Origin of the sequence: Natronomonas halophila (assembly GCF_013391085.1) — an archaeon.
Classification (GTDB): domain Archaea; phylum Halobacteriota; class Halobacteria; order Halobacteriales; family Haloarculaceae; genus Natronomonas; species Natronomonas halophila.
Genome location: NZ_CP058334.1, coordinates 1,338,376 through 1,358,453, shown reverse-complemented (window position 1 = coordinate 1,358,453; position 20,078 = coordinate 1,338,376). Strand labels below are relative to the sequence as shown.

The 20,078-nt window shown below is 62.6% G+C and carries 20 protein-coding genes and 1 pseudogene; 13 read left to right on the top strand and 8 right to left on the bottom strand.

Annotation, left to right across the window (positions count from 1 at the left end; all coding sequences use genetic code 11):
- Positions 1-170 precede the first annotated feature (170 nt).
- The 3 genes and pseudogenes from HWV23_RS07430 to HWV23_RS07420 all read left to right on the top strand — a co-directional run bounded on the left by HWV23_RS07430 (position 171) and on the right by HWV23_RS07420 (position 3,108).
- Positions 171-596, top strand: coding sequence for a universal stress protein (locus HWV23_RS07430; protein WP_178289784.1), 426 nt, complete (start codon positions 171-173; stop codon positions 594-596).
- 66 nt (positions 597-662) lie between these two features.
- Positions 663-1,493 (top strand): annotated as a pseudogene (locus HWV23_RS07425) (universal stress protein); the annotation flags it as partial.
- 148 nt (positions 1,494-1,641) lie between these two features.
- Positions 1,642-3,108: an APC family permease gene (locus tag HWV23_RS07420; RefSeq protein ID WP_178289783.1), complete on the top strand. Its 1,467-nt coding sequence runs from the start codon at positions 1,642-1,644 to the stop codon at positions 3,106-3,108.
- A gap of 677 nt (positions 3,109-3,785) precedes the next feature.
- On the opposite strand, the gene HWV23_RS07415 is transcribed toward HWV23_RS07420, so the two are convergent.
- A complete protein-coding gene (locus HWV23_RS07415; protein WP_178289782.1) occupies positions 3,786-5,177 on the bottom strand; it encodes a signal recognition particle protein Srp54 in 1,392 nt (463 codons plus the stop codon).
- Between the two features lie 145 nt (positions 5,178-5,322).
- On the opposite strand from HWV23_RS07415, the gene HWV23_RS07410 reads away from it, so the two are divergent.
- Complete coding sequence (locus tag HWV23_RS07410) at positions 5,323-5,913, top strand: LysE family translocator (protein WP_211693334.1); 591 nt, start codon at positions 5,323-5,325, stop codon at positions 5,911-5,913.
- Positions 5,914-6,065: 152 nt separating this feature from the next.
- On the opposite strand, the gene HWV23_RS07405 is transcribed toward HWV23_RS07410, so the two are convergent.
- Positions 6,066-6,899 (bottom strand): DUF8155 domain-containing protein, encoded by an 834-nt coding sequence (locus tag HWV23_RS07405; protein ID WP_178289780.1) that lies wholly within the window; start codon positions 6,897-6,899, stop codon positions 6,066-6,068.
- A gap of 51 nt (positions 6,900-6,950) precedes the next feature.
- Here HWV23_RS07405 and HWV23_RS07400 point away from each other — a divergent pair, with 51 nt between their 5' ends.
- Both HWV23_RS07400 and HWV23_RS07395 read left to right on the top strand, forming a co-directional pair.
- Positions 6,951-7,661 (top strand): lipoate--protein ligase family protein, encoded by a 711-nt coding sequence (locus HWV23_RS07400; protein WP_178289779.1) that lies wholly within the window; start codon positions 6,951-6,953, stop codon positions 7,659-7,661.
- A 32-nt stretch (positions 7,662-7,693) separates the two neighbouring features.
- A complete protein-coding gene (locus HWV23_RS07395; protein WP_178289778.1) occupies positions 7,694-8,956 on the top strand; it encodes a dihydroorotase in 1,263 nt (420 codons plus the stop codon).
- Here HWV23_RS07395 and HWV23_RS07390 read toward each other — a convergent pair.
- Positions 8,953-9,609: a DUF5806 family protein gene (locus HWV23_RS07390; protein WP_178289777.1), complete on the bottom strand. Its 657-nt coding sequence runs from the start codon at positions 9,607-9,609 to the stop codon at positions 8,953-8,955. The genes HWV23_RS07395 and HWV23_RS07390 overlap by 4 nt on opposite strands.
- Positions 9,610-9,899: 290 nt before the next feature.
- Between HWV23_RS07390 and HWV23_RS07385 the strand changes: the two genes are divergently transcribed.
- The 3 genes from HWV23_RS07385 to azf are packed head-to-tail and all read left to right on the top strand — an operon-like array spanning position 9,900 to position 11,621.
- Positions 9,900-10,268: a universal stress protein gene (locus HWV23_RS07385; RefSeq protein ID WP_178289776.1), complete on the top strand. Its 369-nt coding sequence runs from the start codon at positions 9,900-9,902 to the stop codon at positions 10,266-10,268.
- Positions 10,265-10,789, top strand: a complete 525-nt coding sequence (locus tag HWV23_RS07380; protein ID WP_178289775.1) for a GNAT family N-acetyltransferase — start codon at positions 10,265-10,267, stop codon at positions 10,787-10,789. Before HWV23_RS07385 ends, HWV23_RS07380 begins: the two co-directional genes overlap by 4 nt.
- A gap of 52 nt (positions 10,790-10,841) precedes the next feature.
- Positions 10,842-11,621: an NAD-dependent glucose-6-phosphate dehydrogenase Azf gene (azf, locus tag HWV23_RS07375; RefSeq protein WP_178289774.1), complete on the top strand. Its 780-nt coding sequence runs from the start codon at positions 10,842-10,844 to the stop codon at positions 11,619-11,621.
- Here azf and HWV23_RS07370 read toward each other — a convergent pair.
- Together HWV23_RS07370 and HWV23_RS07365 are read right to left on the bottom strand one after the other, a co-directional pair.
- Complete coding sequence (locus HWV23_RS07370) at positions 11,618-12,151, bottom strand: nicotinamide-nucleotide adenylyltransferase (protein ID WP_178289773.1); 534 nt, start codon at positions 12,149-12,151, stop codon at positions 11,618-11,620. The two genes, azf and HWV23_RS07370, sit on opposite strands and share 4 nt — an antisense overlap.
- 62 nt (positions 12,152-12,213) lie before the next feature.
- The gene (locus HWV23_RS07365; protein WP_178289772.1) at positions 12,214-12,792 is read right to left on the bottom strand and encodes a DUF309 domain-containing protein; all 579 of its coding nucleotides are present in this window, start codon (positions 12,790-12,792) and stop codon (positions 12,214-12,216) included.
- 109 nt (positions 12,793-12,901) lie between these two features.
- Between HWV23_RS07365 and HWV23_RS07360 the strand changes: the two genes are divergently transcribed.
- Positions 12,902-13,486: a TetR/AcrR family transcriptional regulator gene (locus tag HWV23_RS07360; protein WP_178289771.1), complete on the top strand. Its 585-nt coding sequence runs from the start codon at positions 12,902-12,904 to the stop codon at positions 13,484-13,486.
- Positions 13,483-14,946: an MATE family efflux transporter gene (locus HWV23_RS07355; protein WP_178289770.1), complete on the top strand. Its 1,464-nt coding sequence runs from the start codon at positions 13,483-13,485 to the stop codon at positions 14,944-14,946. The genes HWV23_RS07360 and HWV23_RS07355 overlap by 4 nt, the downstream gene beginning before the upstream one ends.
- A 939-nt stretch (positions 14,947-15,885) precedes the next feature.
- On the opposite strand, the gene HWV23_RS17175 is transcribed toward HWV23_RS07355, so the two are convergent.
- Entirely contained in the window at positions 15,886-16,011 is a 126-nt protein-coding gene (locus HWV23_RS17175) for a hypothetical protein (RefSeq protein WP_281362695.1), read from the bottom strand.
- Entirely contained in the window at positions 16,011-16,499 is a 489-nt protein-coding gene (locus tag HWV23_RS07350) for an SWIM zinc finger family protein (protein ID WP_178289769.1), read from the bottom strand. Before HWV23_RS07350 ends, HWV23_RS17175 begins: the two co-directional genes overlap by 1 nt.
- A gap of 172 nt (positions 16,500-16,671) precedes the next feature.
- Between HWV23_RS07350 and HWV23_RS07345 the strand changes: the two genes are divergently transcribed.
- Together HWV23_RS07345 and HWV23_RS07340 are read left to right on the top strand one after the other, a co-directional pair.
- Complete coding sequence (locus HWV23_RS07345) at positions 16,672-16,878, top strand: hypothetical protein (protein WP_178289768.1); 207 nt, start codon at positions 16,672-16,674, stop codon at positions 16,876-16,878.
- A gap of 352 nt (positions 16,879-17,230) precedes the next feature.
- Entirely contained in the window at positions 17,231-18,247 is a 1,017-nt protein-coding gene (locus HWV23_RS07340) for a DNA-methyltransferase (protein ID WP_211693332.1), read from the top strand.
- Here the strand turns inward: HWV23_RS07340 and HWV23_RS07335 are convergent.
- Positions 18,244-19,785, bottom strand: coding sequence for a restriction endonuclease (locus HWV23_RS07335; RefSeq protein ID WP_178289766.1), 1,542 nt, complete (start codon positions 19,783-19,785; stop codon positions 18,244-18,246). The genes HWV23_RS07340 and HWV23_RS07335 overlap by 4 nt on opposite strands.
- Positions 19,786-20,078 lie beyond the last annotated feature (293 nt).

Here is a 20,078-nt window from a genome sequence, read left to right as displayed (position 1 = left end):
GTACGAAACTCGCCGAAACCGACGTTGGATGTGGGGGTGGCGGTGGCTGCTAAAGGTTTAACAGAACGGCCGGAGTAACGGTTCGTATGCACAGCGACCCGTCCGCCGAGGGCCCGCACCGCCGGACAACCGCCCTTTCGCCGTGTCGGGCGTAATTGGAGGCTTCTCATATGTCCATCCTACAACGAATAGTCGTCCCCGTCGCCACGCCGGAGGACGCACAGGAGACGTGTCAAGCACTCGAACCGCATCTCGACGAGGTCGACGTGGTCGTCGCCGTCCACGTCATCGAGAAGGCCGGCGGTGCTGTCGATAAAGCACCGCTGGCGAAGCGCGAGGAAGACGCCGAGGAGATTCTCGGCATCGTCGAGGGCCGCCTCGGCGACGAGGTGACCGTCGATACGCGCGTCGTCTACGATACCGACGTCGTCGACGGTATCTTCGGGGCCGCCGATGACGCCGACGCCACGTCGGTGGCCTTCGTTTCCCGCGAGGGCGGCCGCCTCGTCCGTCTGCTGTCCGGTGATACGGCCACCCGCATCGTCAGCGAGGCGACCATCCCGGTCGTCGCGCTCCCGGGCGACGACGGCGACTGAGACGACCGCCGATACGTTTTCGTAGTCCTGTCCGCAAGCCCACGTAGAGGCTTCTCCGTGACACCCAACGACGGCCCGACGGTCATGCTCGCGCTGGCGAACCCGCGAACCGAGGGGGCGCTCGTGACCGTCGCGGGCGCGCTCGCGAAGGCCCAGGGCGGGCAGGTGCTGGCGACCCACATCGTGCAGGTACCGGACCAGACGCCGCTTTCGGCCGCCGCCGACAACGACGACCTGACTGCCGAATCCGAGCGCCTGCTCGCCGACGCGAAGGAAGACGCCGAAGCGATGGGCGTCGACGTCGAGACGAGAACTATCCTCTCCCATCGCGGCCTCGAAGAGGTCTTCGACGCCGCGCGCACCCACGACGTCGACACGGTCGTGATGGGCCACGGCGGCGCCCGCTTTGCTGGGGGCCGTGCCGAGACGACGCTGGACGAACTCACCCACGACCTGCCCTGTGACTTCCTCGTCCTCAAGGACCGGGAGTTCGACCCCTCGAAGGTCCTGCTGCCGACCGCTGGCGGCTACTCGTCGGACCTCTCGGCGGCGGTCGGCCGCGCGCTTCGGGACACCCTCGGTTCCGAAATATCGGTCCTCTACGTCGCCGACGAAGGCGAGCGGGCCCAGGCCCACGAGTTCATCGGCGAGTGGGCCGCCGACCACGGCCTCGCTGACGCCGAAATCATCGTCGAGACCGGCGACGTCGAGGCGAACATCGAGGCCGCGGCCGCCGACCGGACGCTGGTTGTCATCGGCGCGACCGAGAAGGGTCTGCTCTCCCGCATCGTCTCAGGTTCGCTGGCCTTCTCGGTGCTGGAGGAGTTAGATACCTCCGTGTTGCTCGCCGAACGCCCCTCCTCGCGGTCGCTCCGGGAACGACTGTTCGGTCGCTAAGGTGTCATTTCGTTTCCCGTAAATCGTACCGCGATTCTCCGCCGTTTCTGTTAAAATATCACGGTATCGTGGGGCTACTTGTAAATGGCTGGTTGTGACAGGGGATACGTTAAAGGTACTCTAGGGGCACCGTCTTGCATATCTCACCATGTCAGCCGATGATTACAAGCTAATCGACGAACAGGTCGGTCTCTGGGGCGCGGTCGCCCTGCTCGTGGGGACCGCACTCGGGATGAGCATCTTCATCGTCCCGACCCAGATGGCCGCTGCCGCCGGCCCGAGCATCACCATCGCGATTCTCGTCTCAATCGTCCCGATGACGCTGGGCGTGCTGCTCCTCTTGCAACTCGGCGGCGCGATACCCGTCGCCGGCGGCATCTACGTCTACGGGTCACGCCTCGTCGGCCCCTTCTGGGGAATGCTGGGCGTTTCGGTGCCCGTGCTGGCCGTCTGGTCGTATCTGCTTTTCGCGGCCTTCGGTTTCGCCGACTACCTCAACGGCATTCTCGAAAGCTTCGGCGCGTCGGTCCCCAGCGTCGCGGCCGTCTGGGGCCTGCTCGGCCTCTTTCTGATTCTGAACTACGTCGGCGTCCAGATCGTCACGAAGGTCCAGATTGCTTTCGTCCTCATGCTCATCGTCGGCATGCTCGCGTTCGTCCTCAGCGGCATCCCCCATATCGACGCCGCGAACTACACGCCGGTGTTCCCCGCCGAGCAGGGCCAACCCTTTGCGGATAGCTTCGCACCGTTCCTGCTTGCCGTCGTGACGCTGTATATCCCCTTCCAGGGCTTCGGGATGATTATCGAAATCGGCGAGGAACTCGAAAACCCCGTCGAGAACATCCCACGTGTCCTCGCCATCGGCATGGCCATCGTCACGGTGCTTTCGATTGCCATCGTCTTCACGCTCATCGGCGCCATTCCCATCGAGAACATGACTGTCAGCGGCCAGTTGGGCGGCGAACCCGTCCAGGGCGGCCTCGCTGCGGTCGGCGAGGGCATCCTCCCCGCTCCGGTCCTGCTGGTGGTCGGCATCTCTGCACTCATCGCTGCGGCGACGACGGTCAACACGCTGTTTACCTCCTACTCGCGGACGGTCATGCGCGCCGCGCGTGACGAGGTCCTCCCCGACGTCTTCGCCAAGGTCCACGACGACTACAACACGCCCCACCGGGCGGTCCTGCTGTTCGGCATCCCACCCCTGCTGGCCGCGCCCTTCCGGGGGCCACTCGAAGCCATCACCGGCCCCGACGTGCTGGACTGGCTCGTCGTCATCGTCGTCACCGGCATCTTCATCGCGTTCATGATCGGCGGCGTCGCGCTGTGGAACCTCCCGAAGGTCTTCCCCCAGCGCTACGAGTACTCCTTCTACAAGCTCCCGATGCCCGTCCTCCGGGTCGTCGCTGTCGGCAACGTCGTCGTCTCGCTGCTGTTCACGCTGCTGGTCGTCCAGAGCGCCCCCTCCGCGTTCCTCGTCGTCCTCGCGTGGATGGTGCTGTCGGCCGGCCTCTACTTCTACCGCATCCGCGCCTACGAGAAGAAGGGCGTCGACCTCAAAGCCCGGATGGCGCTGCTGCACAAGCACGAACAGGTCGGCGGTGGAAGTGACGACTAGGTGAACTGTTCGTAGGGCGTTTCCTTCTTTTATAAACAGAGTTTGGCGACCCCCTGACCGCAAACAGCCGGAAAGCCCTCGGCCCGCTGGCGGTCACGGCTCCCTTCGGTCGCCGTTCCCGCTCCGAGGGTCTCGCTCCCGGCGGTCGCTCCGACCCTCGCGTGCGGTCGCTGAGCGGGATATCCTCCCTACGGTCGGATAGTGCCCGCTTAGCGACTAAACAAGCGCCACCGGCCCTCGCCCTTTCATTCCTCCAGGGACCGCGACCGCACCACGAACCTCCCCAACCGACTCCCTCGCTTCGCTCGGTCGTCCCTCGCACGGCTCCGTCCGACCGCCGCTCACGAGATGTTCGCGGCGGTCGGCCAGCGCGCGCCATTTATAAATGAACGCTCGGCCGGGAGCGAGTGGTCGCCCTTGGCGACCCTCGCGACCCGGGGAAGGGCAGGTACGGTGCGGTTCCTTGGTGGACTCGAAGGGCGAGGCCGGGTCGGCGAAGCACGGCGACGCAAGCACCGCAGGGAGCGGAGCGACCGAGGCGCGCAGCGAGCCGCGCGAGTCGAGCCGGCCGAGGGCTTCGGGGGTTGCGGTCCCTTTTGAGTGCTAGTCTGCAGGAAAACCAAGAGCTACGAGCGGGACTGATGTTTTTAAATAAAGCCCAGAAAATCCGATCTTCTCTAGTCGCCGAAGGGGCCCATACCGCCCATGCCACCGCCGCCGCCACCGCCGCCCTGCATCTGTTTCATCATCCGCTGCATGTCGCCGTCACCCATGCCCTGGAACTGCTTCATCATCTTCTGCATCATCTTGTGCTGTTCGAGGAGTTCGCGGATGGTTTCCTCCTCTTTGCCGGAGCCGCGGGCGATGCGTTCGACCTGGCTCTGTCCGATGGAGCGGGGGTTCTCCAGTTCGTCCTCGGTCATCGAGTCCATGATGACCTCGAAGTCCCGGAGGCGCTCCTGGGTCATGTCCATGGCGTCGTCCGGCAGTTGGTCCTTGATGCCGCCGCCGAGACCCGGAATCATGTCCATCACCTGGTCGAGCGGCCCCATCTTGTTCATCGCGTTCATCTGCTTCCGCATGTCCTTGAGGGTGAAATCACCCTGCATCAGGTCCTCGGGGTCCCAGTCGCCCTCCTCTTCCTGGGTCTCCTGCATGGCGCGTTCGACCCGCTCGGAGAGCTGTTTGAGGTCGCCCATGCCGAGCAGTCGGGAGATGAAGCCCGACGGCTCGAAGCGCTCGATGTCGCCGACTTCCTCGCCGGTCCCGAGGAACGCGATGGACGAGTCGGTCTGGTCGACGGCCGCGAGGGCGCCGCCACCTTTCGCGGTCCCGTCGAGTTTCGTAATCATCACGCCGTCGATGCCGACGGATTCGTGGAACTGCTGGGCCTGGTCCTTGGCGCCCTGGCCGATTGCGGCGTCCAGCACGAGCAGGTTGCGGTCGGGGTCGACGACCTGCTCTATCTGTTCGAGTTCGTCGATGAGGTCGTCCTCCAGCGCGTGGCGACCCGCGGTGTCGACAATCTGGACGTCGGCGTCAGAGGTCTCTTCGAGGCCCTTCCGGGCGATTTCGACGGGGTCGTCGTTGTCGGGGTTGCCGTAGAAGTCGACCTCGGCGCGTTCGGCCATCTCCTTGGCCTGGTCGTAGGCGCCGGGCCGGAAGGTGTCCGTCTGGATGATTGCGGGCCGGAGGCCCTTCTTCGAGAACCACCATGCCATCTTCGCGGCGGAGGTGGTCTTACCGGACCCTTGCAGGCCGGCGAGCATGATCGTCTGGTCTTCCAGCGGGAGGTCAGTCGATTCGCCGACGAGGTCGACCATCTCCTCGTAGACGATTTTGAGGACGTGGTCCTTCGCGGTCGTGCCGGCGGGCGGCTCCTCTTCGAGGGCGCGCTGACGGATGGAATCCGACAGCTCCATGACGAGGTCGACGTCGACGTCGGCGGAAAGCAAGGAGCGCTGAATCTCCTTGACGATCTCCTCGACGTCCTCCTCGCTGAGGCGGGTCTTCCCCTGTAATTTGTCGAGCGTTCCCCGAAGGGAACTGCCCAAGTCGTCGAGTACCATTTACCGTTCGTAGATGGTCCAGCCGGTAAAGGCTTTGTTCGTTGGCTCGGAGGACCGTTCCGCCATTCTCAACGCCCCTGCTCCCAATGGCGTCGGTTTTGTGGGCGCCGACAGAGGTTTCACGCCGAACGGAAAACGACGGCACGTGTTCGACGCCGCCACGCTGGCCGTCTACCTGACTGCGGCCGTCGCGCTCATCCTCTCGCCCGGCCCGGATACGGCGTACGTCCTCGCCCGCGGAGCCGGCGAAGGGAAACGCGCCGGCGTCCTCTCGGCCTTCGGCGTCGCGACGGGGATTCTCGTCCACACCGTCGCCGCTGCGGTCGGCCTCGCGGCGCTGTTCCGGGCCGTCCCCGAGGCACGCACCGCCGTCGTCGCCTTCGGCGCCGTCTACCTCACCTATCTTGGGGTGCGGACCCTCCGTGCCGCCGAAAGCACCGACGCACACGAAGCGGAGGGCAACCCCTACGTCCAGGGGCTTACCGTCAACGTCCTCAATCCGCAGGTTGCGCTGTTCTTCCTCGCCTTTCTGCCGGGGTTCGCTCCCGACAGCGCACCCGCTGTCGGAATGCTTGTTTTGGGGGCGATATACGCGGCCATTACGGCCCTCTACCTTGGCGGTGTCGGGGCCCTCTCCGGAACCATCGCCCCCGAGGGGCCGTGGCTCCAGCGCGTCTCCGGGGTCGTTCTGCTCGGTATCGCCGGCTGGCTCACCGTGCGGAACGTGCCGGTCTAATCCGCGAGCGACACGGCTGAGATTTAAATATCAAACCGAGGCCATCCTGCCCCGTGACGTGAGACGCGTCCGCGGCGAACGAGGCGGGAGTCCGGCGCACCGCCGCGGGATCTCGTGGTTCTCCTCCGTCGAACCACGCAACTCGCCGGCTGTCAGCCCAACTGAACCGGCTCGTCGGTCGGTTCGATGGCCACCTCGATTCGGTCGCCTATCGAGAAGTCGTGGCCCTCGTGGAAGACTACCTTCGCGCCGAACGGCACCTGTGAGGCGAACAGCGATAGCCCCGTCGCGCGTTCGTCGTTCGCGTAAACGGCCACGTCCGACCACGTGACGTCGCCGTCATCAGCTGTCCCCACTGTCGTTCCCAGCAGGGACACCTTCCCATCGGCCCCTCCCAGCGCCCCACCGCCGGTGTAGTGGATTAGTCCGCCATCCATCGGTACGCCCTCATCGCTGGCGATGGCCGCAAAGCCCTCACCGTCGTGGCTCGGCGCATCGAGTCGGATATGAGTCGGCCCGGTTTCGACGACCTCGCCAGTGCCGTTCCACTCGATTCCATCGACGGACACGCCGGGCGACAGCGGCAGCGACCCCGATGCTCGCTGGAGGTTCTGGTCGTGGCGCCGAAAGCCGAGATGGATGTGGTTGTCCACCCACTGGCCGAAAAAGCCCGACCGGACGAGTGTGCCGAGCGACTCGCCGACGGCGACCGTATCGCCGGCCTCGACGGCGGGGTCGACGTGCAGAACCCGAGCGACCACGTCGCCGCAGTCGACGAGAATCAGATGGTCCTCCGAGACGGCGTAGGATTTCGGCGGACAGCTGACGGTCCGCGTCTCCAGTACCTCGCCCGCGACGGGAGAACGCGCATCGTCGTCGCCCGGATACAGATCGACCGCACAGCCGGCGTCGTGGGCCGGATACGGCGAGTTATAGAGCGAGAATCGCTCGTAGCGCGCGACCACGTCGGCCGGAAGCGAGACCATGCCTCCGGTTCGGCCCGGTCGGTTTTAGCCCCGTCGGCACGAAGCGAGGGTATGCTCGTGGTCCGCGGTCGGCCGGCCGATATCGACGCGGATAGAGCGGTCACCGACGCCCTGCCGGACCTCCTCTCCGAACGTGGCGAACCCGTGTTCCGTGCGTGGACGCCGCACCGACAGGTCGCGTTCGGACGGCGCGATACGGCCGCCGATGGCTACGACCGCGCCTGTACGGAGGCCCGCGAACGCGGCTACACGCCCATCGAGCGACAGGTCGGCGGTCGAGCAGTCGCCTATACGGGGACCGTACTCGCCTTCTCGCATGTCGTCCCGAACGAGGGGGACGACGGCATTCAGTCGCGATACGAGCGGACGACGGCGCGACTGAAGCGAGTGCTGGAGCGCCTCGGCGCGACGGTTGACCGCGGCGAACCCGAGGCCGCCTTCTGTCCCGGCGACCACTCCTTGCAGCAGGACGGCAAACTGGCTGGCATCGCCCAGCGTGTGCGCCGCGAGACTGCCGTCGTCGGTGGCTGTCTCGTCGTCAGCGAGGCCGACGAACGCGCCCTCGGCGATGTCCTCGACCCGATTTATGCTGCGCTTGACGTGCCGTTCGACCCCGAAAGCGTCGGCAGCGTGGAGGGAGCCGGCGGCCCGAGCGACCCCGATACGGTCATCGACGCGCTCGAAATCGCCTTCGCCGACGGGGACGCTATCGAACGGGTTGCCGCCGAAGCGCTGTTGGAGTCCGATGACTCGGCACCGTGAGGCTTAGGGAGCCTCCCTTCGCACGCTCGGTAATGCTCATTCGTAACGCGACGCTGGCCGACGACCGGATACGAGACGTTCGGGTCGACGGCGAGACGATTGCCGAAATCGGCACGGACCTCGACGGCGACGGCGACGTACTGGAGGCCGACGAGAAACGCCTGCTGCCGGGCATGATCGACGCACACGTCCACTTCCGGGAACCCGGGTTTTCACATAAGGAGACGTGGACGACCGGTTCCCGGAGCGCCGCCGCGGGCGGCGTGACGACGGTTTTCGACCAGCCGAACACCGACCCGCCGACGGTCGACGCCCGGAGTTTTGAGGAGAAGGCCGACCTTGCGTCCGTCTCGTCGGTCGATTACGGCATCAACGGCGGGGTCACAGAGGACTGGCAGCCCGACGAACTGTTGGACGAACCGCTCGCCGCCCTCGGTGAGGTCTTCCTCGCGGATTCGACGGGCGACATGGGTATCGACGTCGACCTTTTCGAGGAGGCGCTGGAACGCGCCGCCGACGCCGGCGTGACGGTCACCGTCCACGCCGAGGACGCCGACCTCTTCGAGGAGGCCGCCAAGGAGCGCGAGGACGCCGACGCCTGGAGCGCCTACCGGACCGCCGAGGCCGAGGCCACCGCCGTCGAGCGCGCCTGCGAGACGGCGACCGAAGTCGGTGTCGACGCCCATATCGCCCACACGTCGACGCCGGAGGGCGTCGATATCGCCGCCGAGGCGGGAATGACCTGCGAGGTGACGCCGCACCACCTCTTCCTCTCCCGGGATGACCTCGACGAACTGGGGACGCTCGGTCGGATGAACCCGCCGCTGCGAAGCGAGGAGCGACGCGAAGCGGTCTTCGAGCGACTCGCCGACGGCACCGTCGATATCGTCGCGACAGACCACGCGCCGCACACGCGCGACGAGAAGGACGCGAGCATCTGGGACGCACCGAGCGGCGTGCCGGGCGTCGAGACGGCCCTCCCGCTTCTGCTGGAGGAAGCCCGCGAGGGGACGCTCAGCTACGAGCGGGTTCGAGACGTGACCGCCGCGAACGCCGCCGAAATCTTCGACCTGCCATCGAAGGGTCGCATCGAGGAGGGAAGGGACGCTGACCTCGTGTTAGTGGACCCGGAAGCGTCAGTATCGATTCGCGGCGGCAAACTCCACTCGAAGTGTGGCTGGACGCCGTTCGACGGCCGGGATGCGGTCTTCCCCGAACTGACGATGGTTCGCGGGACGGTCGTCTACCACGACGGCGAGTTCGCGGAAGGAAACGGCGAGAACGTCCGCGCCTAGTCGTCCGCGGGTTCGTCGACTGCGTGGCCCTCGGCACCGTCGAGGTCGTGGCCGCAATGGGGACATTCGTCGTGGCGAAGCGCCGCCGAGGACTCCCGGACCTCGCGCATGACGCTGGAGATGCGCTCTTCGGCTTGCAGTTCCTCGTCGACGGTGAGTTCGACGCCCTCGACTTCCAGCAGGAACTTCGCAATCTCCGTAATCTCGTACATCAGTTCGTCGAGTTCCTCGGCGGTGTAGAAATCACACATCGCGCCGTAGAGGAACGTCGCACCCGCCTTGCGGACCTTCTCGTCGAACGAGGAGCGGGCCTGATTGACTGCCTGCGGGCTGTAGGTGTCGGTCATGAAGGGGACGAGTTCCGGCAGGTTCTCGCCTATTTTCGTCATCTCGACGCCGGTCTCGGTGCGGAAGTCGGCACAGAGCCGCGCGATTGCCCACTCGCGGGCGGTGATGTAGGTGCGTTCGCGGAGGAACTCGTTGGCTCGGTCGTAGGTGGCGCCGTCGATCTTCGAGAACCGCGTGTATTCACGGACGTCTTCCGGGACGTCCTGTACGTCGTCGGAGACCCCCTCGTCCGCTGCCTCCTCGGAGACGCGCCTGACCGCGGGCGTCGGTTCCTCCCCGTCCGCCGCCTGCGTGTCGTCGTCCATACTGAGCGTACCGTTCCCGTGCCGAAAAAGCGTGTCGGCGATGTCTGACGGGTGGCGTACGGGAGACGCGAACGGAGTGAGCGTCTCCCGCCGAGCGAGCGGGGAGGAACGTAGTGACGACCCGCGAGCCGCGTGGTTCTCCCTACGGTCGAAACGGTGAGGGCAGCGAACCGTAAGCCGCATTGTCGGCTGACCGCGGATTGCGCGGCCCACCAAAAACGAACGGCAGTTCGGCCTTACAGAGAAATATAGCCGGGAGGCTTTTGCTGCCCCGCACCGAGATGCCATTTATGAAGGTCCTGCTGGGAATCGGCGGAAGCGAGGACTCACTTCGCGCCCTCGAGAAGGCCGTCGACCGGGCGAAGGAAGCGGGCGACGAGTTGACTATCGGCATCGTCGAGAACCCCGAATCGACCCGGGAGCCGTCCGACCTCCGCGAGCGGGTCGACGAGGTACTCGACGAGGCTGCGCTTGAGGCGGACGTCCGGCAACTGTCGGGCCATCCGGGCAGTCAGTTGCTCGAACTCGCCGAACGCGAGGATTACGACCGCATCGTGCTGGGCGGCGGCGAAACGAGTCCGCTCGGAAAGGTACAGCTCGGGTCGATCGCGGAGTTCGTCCTGTTGAACGCACAGACGACGGTGACGCTCATCCGATGAGCCGCGAATATCCCGACGAGGTGGCCGGTCCGTACGAGGCCCCACCCCGTTCGTTCACCGACCGCGAGGACCGCGAAATCGAGGTCAGACGGTACGACGGCGAACTCGAAGCGCTGGTCGATATGTATCTCGATTTCAACCCCGAGGACCGGGCACAGGGGATTCCGCCGACCCCCGAGAAGGGCATCCGGGAGTGGCTCGATGCCCTGCTCGCCGAGGACTGTGTCAACGTCGTCGCGTGGCACGACGACGACCCGGTCGGCCACGCCACGCTCGTCTCGGACGAGCACGGCGCTTCGGAACTGGCCATCTTCGTCCTCCGGGAGTATCAGGAAGCGGGTATCGGCACCGAACTCATCGAAGGGCTGCTGGGAGCCGGCCGCGAAGCCGGTATCGACCGGGTCTGGTTGACCGTCGAACGCTGGAACAACGCCGCCGTCTCCCTCTATCAGAAGGTCGGCTTCGAGTCCAGCGACACCGGCGGCTTCGAGCTGGAGATGGCGGCCAAACTGGCCGAGTAAGCGGCGAGCGAACCGCACGTTTCTTACGCGTTTCCCACGTTCCATCACGCAAATGGTAGAGCGCGTGTTACTCACGGGGGCGAAGGGGTCCGTCGGGACGGCCATCCGCGAGGGCCTCCGAGACGAGTACGACTGGCGGTACCTCTTTCATAACCCGCCGCCCTTCGAGCCCGAACACCCCTATCTCGTCGGCGACGTCATCGACGAGGAGTTGATGGCCGAGGCCTGCGAGGGCATGGACGCCATCGTCCACCTCGCCGGCGACCCCCGCCGTGACGCGCCGTGGGACTCCGTTCTGGAGAACAACATCCACGGGACGAAGGTCATCTACGACGCTGCCATCGAGGAGGGCATCGAGACGTTCGTCTTCGCCTCCTCGAACCACGCCGTCGGCCACTTCGAAACCGAGCGCAAACCCGACCTCTACCGGACCGACGACGACTTCCGACTCGACGGGACGGAACTACCCCGGCCGGGCAACCACTACGGCATCTCGAAAGCCACCGGCGAAATCATCGGCCGCTACTATCACGACGAGTACGGCATCGACGTCTGCAACATCCGCATCGGGAACCTGACGAAGAACCACCCGCCGAAGGAGTACGAGCGCGGACAGGCGATGTGGCTCTCCTACCGGGACTGTGCCCACCTCCACGACCGAGCGCTCAAGGCCGACTACGACTACGAAATCGTCTACGGCATCTCGGATAACGACCGAAAATACTACTCGCTGGAACGCGCCAAGGAAGCCCTCGGCTACGAACCGATGGACAACTCCGCGGAGTTCACCTTCGAGGGCGAACGGAAAGCGGACATCGACGACGAGAACTAACGGGTCCGCGGGTCCTCGCCGTCCGGTTCGTCCGTTTCGTCGATTTTTCGTAGGCGCGCTACGCCCCCGATTTCCTCGATGGCCTCGACGACGACGTCGGGGACGAGATGTTCCCATTCCTCGCCGTCGAGTATCCGCCGTCGGATTTCGGAGCCACAGTACTCCTCGCGGTTGTGGAGGGTCGTCTCTCGGACCTCGTAGCCCTCCTCCTCGAAGAGGCGTTCGACGAAGGGGTTGTTCGAGTAGACGACGTCGAAGGACGGACAGAGGATTTCGATGTGTTTGACCCACATCGCGTCCCGGTCGATGTCGGCGATGGGGATGAGATACGTCTTGGCGTCGAGTTGGTCGAGACTGTCCTGAACGAGGTGGACGCGCTCGCCGGAGGTAAAGGGGTTTTTGAGGGAGTGTGACTGGCCGGCGCTGCCGATGCCGACGATGACCTCGTCGACCTCCTCGTCGATGCGGTTGATGAGAAAGCGGTGGCCGAGGTGGAACGGCTGGAAGCGGCCGATGACGAGTCCGCGCATAGCGGGTGTTCTCGGCGAGGCTACAAATCACTCGGGGCGCACGCGGCGAGGAGCGCCAGGGGCTACTCGAAAAGACCCTGTACGTCCGATTCCTTGGCGCGCCGCCGCTCGACGTGCTGGACGAGTCGGTCCCGAACGGCCGGCCCCTCGTCGCGGAGATACGCCAGCGTCAGCGTGACGAAATCGCTGGTCTCGTCGCCGGCCGCGATGTCCCGCTCGGCGTATTCGACGGCTTGCACGATAGGGCCGTCTTCGCGCGTTTCGGCGAGCGCCTCGGCGGCGATGCCCGCCGCGGGAAACCGCAGGTCGGCGGGCGTGACGACGTCGCCGTCGACGCGAACGCGGGGCGGCCGTTCGCGCTCGGCGAGTTCTGGGTCCGAAGCGAGCCGGTCGAGCCACGCTCGCAGGCTCTCGTGGCCGCAGTCGGCCAGATACGCACCCCCGCTTTCGGCGAGGCCGACGGCGCCCGACCAGTTGCCGGTCCGGGCCTTGTGGACGGCCGCGGCCGCCTGCACCAACCCCTGCAGGCAGTCGTCGCGCTCGCTACGGGGTGCCTGCAGCCACCGCTCCTCCAGCGGTTCGTGGGCCGCCAGATAGTGGCCGGCGTTGAAAAGCGCCGCCCCGGCACGGAGGTGGTCCATATCCGGGGTAACGTCGCGGGCGATAAAACGCCGTCGTCGCCTCGATTCCGAGGCTGACTGACTAGTCAGTAAGTCTCTTCCGTGCCCGACCACTATCATCCGATAACGAATGGAAACGGAGAGTATCGAGGAGATACTGGAGGCGACCCGCAGCGCCCTCTGCGAGCACGGGTACGCCGATTTGACGATGCAGCGCATCGCCGACGAGTCGTCGATGACGTCTGCGGCCATCCACTATCACTTCGACACGAAAGAGGACCTGCTGAACGCGTTTCTCGACTACTTTATCGACGAGTTCGAGCGGCAACTGGCCTGCGAGAACGACGACCCGCGGGAGCGATTGGAGACGTTCTTGAGCGTGGTGTTCACCCCTGCCGAGAGCCCCGACGACGATTTCGCCATCGCGCTGATGGAGTTGAAATCGCAGGCTCCGCACCACGACACCTACCGCGAACGGTTCGTCGCCGTCGACGAGCGGATGCGAGCGACGGTCGCCGAGGCCGTCCGTGACGGCATCGAGGCGGGTCACTTCGAGGCGGTCGACCCCGACGAAATCGCGCTGTTCGTCGTCACGACCATCAACGGCGGATACGTCCGTGAGGTCGTCCTCCGCGAGAGCCAGGCCGACACGCGACGCCTCATCGAAGCCTACCTCGAACAGCGACTCGGGTGGGCGCCGGAGGTGTCGACGTGAGTTTCTTCAAGGGCCCGGAGGAACTCGATTTGACCGAGGGCGGCATCCTCAAGCCGCTCTTCTTCCTGTCGTTGCCCATCATCGTCACGAACCTCCTGCAGACGGCCTACAACCTCGCGGACACCTTCTGGCTCGGCCGCTACTCCACGGAGGCGCTGGCGGCCATCTCCTTTGCGTTCCCGATGGTGTTCCTGCTTATCTCTCTCGGGATGGGCATCTCGGTCGCTGGGAGCGTCCTCGTCGCCCAGCACACCGGCGCCGGCGAACCGAAGAAGGCTGAATACGCCGCCTCACAGACGGTTTCGTTCGCCTTCATCGGGTCGGCCGCGCTGGGCCTGCTCGGCTACCCGTTCGTCCGGCCGTTCCTCGCCTTCCTCGGGGCGTCTCCCGAGGTGTTGCCCGGCGCCACCGCCTACATGCAGGTCATCGCGCTCGGTCTCCCGTTCATGTTCGGCTTCTTCGTGTTCATCTCGCTGATGCGCGGGGCGGGCGACACGGTCACGCCGATGTTCGTCATGCTCGGGACCGTCATCATCAACGTCATCCTCGACCCGTTCCTCATCAACGGTTGGACGGTCGTCAGCGGCGCGCCGTTCGTCGGGACCGTCACGTTCCCCCAGATGGGCGTCGAGGGCGCGGCCGTCGCGACGGTCTTCTCCCGGTTTCTGGCGATGGCCGTCGGTATCGCCATCATGCTCTCGGGCTCTCGCGGCATCCGCATCCGGCTTCGCGACATGCGGCCCGACTTCGAGTACCTGCGGAAAATCCTCGAAATCGGGATTCCGGCCAGCGTCGAGGGGACCGGCCGGGCGCTCTCGATTAACGCCCTGCTCATCGTCGTCGGCCTCTTTTCGACGACCGTCGTCGCCGCCTACGGTATCGGGACCCGCGTCTTCTCGGTCATCTTCCTGCCCGCCATCGCGGTCGCGCGCGGCGTCGAGACCATGAGCGGCCAGAACATCGGCGCCGGACAATACGACCGCGCCGAGCAGGCCAACTACCTCGCCGCGAAAGTGATGTTCGTCGTCCTCGGCGCCGCGGGCGTCCTCATCTTCCTCGTTCCGCGCCCCATCGTGGCCGTCTTCACCGACGACGCGGCCGTCATCGACGTCGGCGTGGAGTTCCTCAGAGTCGTCGCCCTCTCGTTCGGCTTCATCGGCATCATGCGGTCGTTCTCCGGCGGTTTCCGGGGTGCCGGCAAGACGCTTATCGCCGCCGCCATCTCGGTCATCTCGCTTGCGGGCGTGCGCCTGCCCATCGCCTATATCGCCTCACAGTACCTCTTCGGCGTTCGCGGCATCTGGATGGCGTTCTTCGTCTCGAACGTCTCCGGCGCCGTCATCGCGTGGCTGTGGTTCCGTCGGGGGACCTGGCGCGACGGCGACGTCCGCGGGACGCCCGGCCCCGGATCGGGTGGTCTGGAGGCGGAGGATGCCGAAATGACGGCCTCGAACGACTGAGAGCCGGGTAGCCCCCGAAAATCCCGGTTCCGACCATCAGTTATCGCGCCGGTCCTGTTTGTAAACGAGATACAGAATCGGGATGGTCGACGCGTATATCACGGAACTCACTATGAGGACCCGTTCGAGCGAGTTGTTCGCTATCGAATAGAGAAACCCGGCGACAGCGACCGCGTACATACCGGAAAGCATCCAGAGTTTTCCCTTCATTGCCGTCTACGTCGGATTTCGATGGTGGCGAGTGGCTGCTGAACCGGACACGCGAAGCGTTCGCTCACCGAGCGATTGCTGCCCACAACCTTGTCTCGGTTAGTCCTCGTGAGCGGGGGAGAGCGACAGTATGTGGCCCGTCTGTCGCCCATGCTCCTGGAGAACGTCCGCTGGGAGTCGGTCTCCGTCCGTACTCTCCGTTTTCGAGAAAGGGCACTCGGTGCAGTCGATGGTCATCCGGTCGGGTGGGGATTGCGTCATCGCCTTCACTTACAGGCGGTCCGAGAATGCAATAAGGGGCCTTGCCAATATTTTAGGTATTCCTGATTGGACATTTAGGCTCGTCTTTTAAGCGGGCGTCTCACCCGTCCGGGCGTCAATAGCCGACGGAACATCTGCACGGAGTTTGTCGGCGCTACACCGCGATCAGCGTCGATAGAAACGTCCGGACGGAGTCCTACGCGAGCGAAGCGAGCGTAGGGCACGTCCGGACGTGAACGATGAAGCAGGCGCTCCGCAACGCGGAGCGCCTCGAAGAAGTGAACGTCCGGACGGAGATTTGAACTCCGGTCCCTGGCTCCGCAAGCCTCGCCTCACTTCGTTCGGCGCACAGGTAGTCCCTTTAGTACCCGGGCCGTGTCACGGTTTTGACGAGGATTTCCGGACTGTGACAACCAATAGGAAGGGTCGAAGGTATTTAAAACCCATACCGCTGGCTGTGGCGACAGGCTACGATTCCCGGCGTTCCCGTCGTTGGTCCATCTGACGCTCGTAGATACGGTCGGGGTCAGGCTCCTCCTCAGGTTCCTCGTCGCCAATATCCCCGAGGTGTGCGGGGTCGGATTGGAGCGCCATTATTGGCCCTCCTCCACGTCGTAGCAGTCATAGCAGGGGAAGGATTCTCCATCGGGGCCATCACAGGTTTCGTTCCCTTCCGGGCAGCCCTCCGTAACTTTTCCCCCGTCAGCCCGAAGCCGGTCGGCGACGGTCGTAGCCTCGGACTGCTCCCCCTCCTCGATGGGGAAGTCCACGGCAGCTTGGAGGACCACCGGCCCGGCGGTCGTCGCACAAGCCACCCGGTGCTTGCACGCGTACGCTTCATTATATTTGTCGGCCGGACACTCACACTCAGCCGGGACAAGAAGGCCCTCACGGTCTTCTACGCCGACGACGTAGCTGTGGTCGGCTTTCTCGCAGCCGTAGGAGGCATTCGTCACGCGAACGAGATGAGGCCCCTCAACGGCGAATTCCCATGCTTCCCATCCGACGCGCTTGGCAGTCTTCGAGCCGAAGTTTAGTTCCGCAACGATGCGCTTATCAGCCGTAGATACGTGTTCTGTCATGCTTCGTGCGTCCCACGAAGCCCGGTCGTGTGTTCCAGCACACGGCCATTTCTGCGATGGCGACACCGCGCTTCGTACTCAGTAGTATGTCGGCCACCTACTTAGTACTTCCCATATATGGGAGTATTCCCAAATGCGGGCTGTTAAGTGTCATCCCCGCGTGGATACGGACATGGCCCGACGCGCCCTACTGACCGACCGGGAACGGGAACTCATCGAGGAGGGGGAAGATGCTGATGACGACCTCCGCTATCAGGCTGTCTCTCGTGTTCGGCGCAAAATCAACGAGGAACTCACGACCGACGTGGAACTACTCCGCGAATATCATCCCGACCTCTACGACGAGCTACGTGATGCTGTGTGTGAGCAACCGGAGTAACACCGCATCGAGGGAGAGGAAGGAGACAACCGCCTCGATGAAGGGGAACACCCAGTTAGAACATTAAGTGCGCCCGCAAGCGCGTATATATGGTGGCTCCCTCTGCGAAATATCTTCCTGAGAGTCAGATTTCTACCGAACGGTTAGCGCGTAAAACAGCTCAGGAAAGTGTCAACAGGCCGGTGTGTCAGCTCAAGAAAGAAACACTTATCCAAAAACAGCTCAATTGAATGGATAGATTGACTCGGGTGATTTATCCGGAAATTGCGGGATGTAAGCACGATGAACCCGATGTCGAAACCTTAAGTTAGATATGGCGCATTCTACTACTGAACCCGAGAGGACATCGTTGATGGAAGAAGTACCCGAAGTAACGAGTTTGATGGACTCCGAGGCGTATTATACCGCTGAAGGAGGCGCAAGCTATCACGGTGATAGCCGCGAGCTTCTCGATGAACTCCCCGATGAGTCTATTGACCTCGTAGTCACGTCCCCTCCTTTTGCTCTGAATAGAAAGAAGGACTATGGCAACAAGGACGCCGGGGATTACGAGGAGTGGTTCATGGAATTCGCCGAGAAGGTTCATCGGGTCTTGAAACCTGACGGGTCTTTCGTTGTAGACATCGGCGGAGGGTGGCAGAAAGGAGAACCCTATCGTTCAACGTACCACTTCGAACTCCTGACGGCGCTTGCCGGTAGTGACGGGCCCTTTGAATTGGCGCAGGACTGCTATTGGTACAATCCTGCCAAGCTTCCGACACCCGCTCAATGGGTGACTATCGAGCGCATCCGCATCACAGATGCTGTTAACCACGTCTGGTGGCTTTCGAAGGGTGAGGAAGAACGACCAGAAGCCGACAATACCAGAGTTTTGCAGGAGTATTCCGATTCACAAAAGAAGCTGATGGAAGAAGGGTACGAGGACAAGAAGCGACCCTCTGGCCACGATATCAGCGATAAATTCGACGAGCCTGAGAATGGAGAAGGGTCAATCCCAGACAACCTTATTGAAGCCGCTAATACAGCATCGAATACTCACTATCTGAAAGCTTGCCGTGCGCTTGATGTCGAACCCCATCCTGCCCGTTTCCCGCGAAAGCTTCCTGAGTTCTTTGTGAAGTTCCTTACGGAGAACCCACCGTATGAAGACGGAGAACGCCCCATCGTTTTGGACATCTTCGCCGGTTCGAATCTGACAGGGAAGGTTGCTTCCGACCTCGGTCGCAACTGGTTAGCGTTCGAAAGGCAGGAAAACTACGTTCAAACGTCCCAGTTCAGGTTCATGGAGATGGGAACTATCGAGCAGATGGTCAATAACGACCAATCTGATTTCGGTGATTTCGCTACCGTTGAGCCAAATGACGATTAATCTTCGCTGAAGTCTGTCAACTGCTCCTGTTTTTCTTCGTCTTCACCTGAACCGCGGTATTCCTCTATGACCGCCTGATATTCTTTTAGTGTCTCCTCTTCTCGGTTAACACGCTCATCGTCTTCCGCGACCTCAACCATATCATCCTCAGTTAGTTGTTTTAGACGCCCAACACGTCTCGTTTCTTGCCGTAGTGAATTCAGCAACTCTGCTGGATTCTCGTCGAACCGCATCAATTCATCCCCTTCAAGAAATAGAATCGTGAGGTTATCTCTGAACATTATTCGACTGGCAAACTGTCGAGCGTCCGAAGATACTCCAGACCTTGCGACCATCAGGATGATATTTGTTTGGAGCATCCGGGCAACTCCAACCTCCTCTTTCACATGTTTCGTCCTGAGAGACTTCTTCGTGTTCTTACATTGGATTTGCCAGCGCGTAAATGACACATCTGTTGAGTCCATAATAACGTCTACCTCCGCGCCTCCGGTATTACGACCTCGAATATGCCACCCTTCGAAATCGAGGCCGAGCAGATTTCCGAGCTTTACTGCTAATACTTCGAGAGCCAGCCCCCGCTCATGCTTTGAGTCAGCATCCATCTGCTCCCTGATGTCTTCGAAGGAGGTACGGAGGATGTGTCGAGGAATTCCCGTTCGTTCACTTATATTATCCAGTATCGGTGCGCGAACTTCCTTCTCGAATTTGTCTGTGACTATCACCAGATTTGCTTTCCCCGATACATCTGATGGATTCACGTACTCGATATAGCCATCTTCCTGTAGAGGCGTCAGAACATTCTTGACGATGCTTTTCGGGTTTAAGCTGACTCCGTAGGCATTCTCCGCAATCTCGCGAACGATATTTTGGGGAATCCTTTCATCTGGGTCGATTCGTGCGAGTGCTTTGAGGAACGCGCGCTGCTCTGTGGTAACTTCGGATAATTCGAGCAGCCCCTCAGAATCAATCCCTATCAAGTCTTCAACGACACTCCAGTCGATGTCATAGTCTCTCCCAGTTCCGATTACGCCCGCCTTATTCAGCCAAGCACGCATCTGACTGACTTCAGAAGTTGTCCCGTGGAGATGTATATCGTACTGCTCCTCGAAGGCGTCAGCAATCGATGTCAAAGTCGGGGTTTCTCCGGCTGCCTGCATATCATCCACTATCTCGATGAGTTTCAGGCCATCACACTCTAACAAGATGTACTTCGCAAACCGCTCGTACAACTCCTCCTCATCGTCCCGAAGCTCGTACAGTTCTTCACCAGTATCGGTCAAGTAGAAGTTCTCATCCACGAGTCCATATCCTGAATTCGACCCTAACCCATACCGCAAGTTCCCTTTGCGGTCTTCAGGATTCTTACTATCTGATAGAAATCGCTTTGCTACCATATCATCGAAATCAGACGGGCGACCTTCGTACTCCTTCACGAGTTCGAGGACGACTGGTAGCTCGGACCTATCGTTGTCAGATACATCAAGTTGCGCAGGCCCAAACAAATCCCCTGTTGCAAGGTCCGTGTCTTCCCTCGCCATTCTCTATTCATAGCCATGTCCTTAACATAAAAACATAACCATGTGTGATACTTCCCCTAAGAAGTACGCCCAACGGAAGCCGTCGAATGAAGACCGACGTGGCGAGGCTCTCCGAACGACTCCGAGCGTCCGACTGCATCGAGGAGGGTGAGGCAGCGAATGGGTTGGGGGCTAAACGTCGAGTGAAATGCTCGATAGGAACTTCGTGCCGTATCCTCCTCGATGCATTTGAACGCTCCGAGTAGGTCATAGGGAGTTACACATCGGGGTATTAGTGAGATAGCCCACGACCT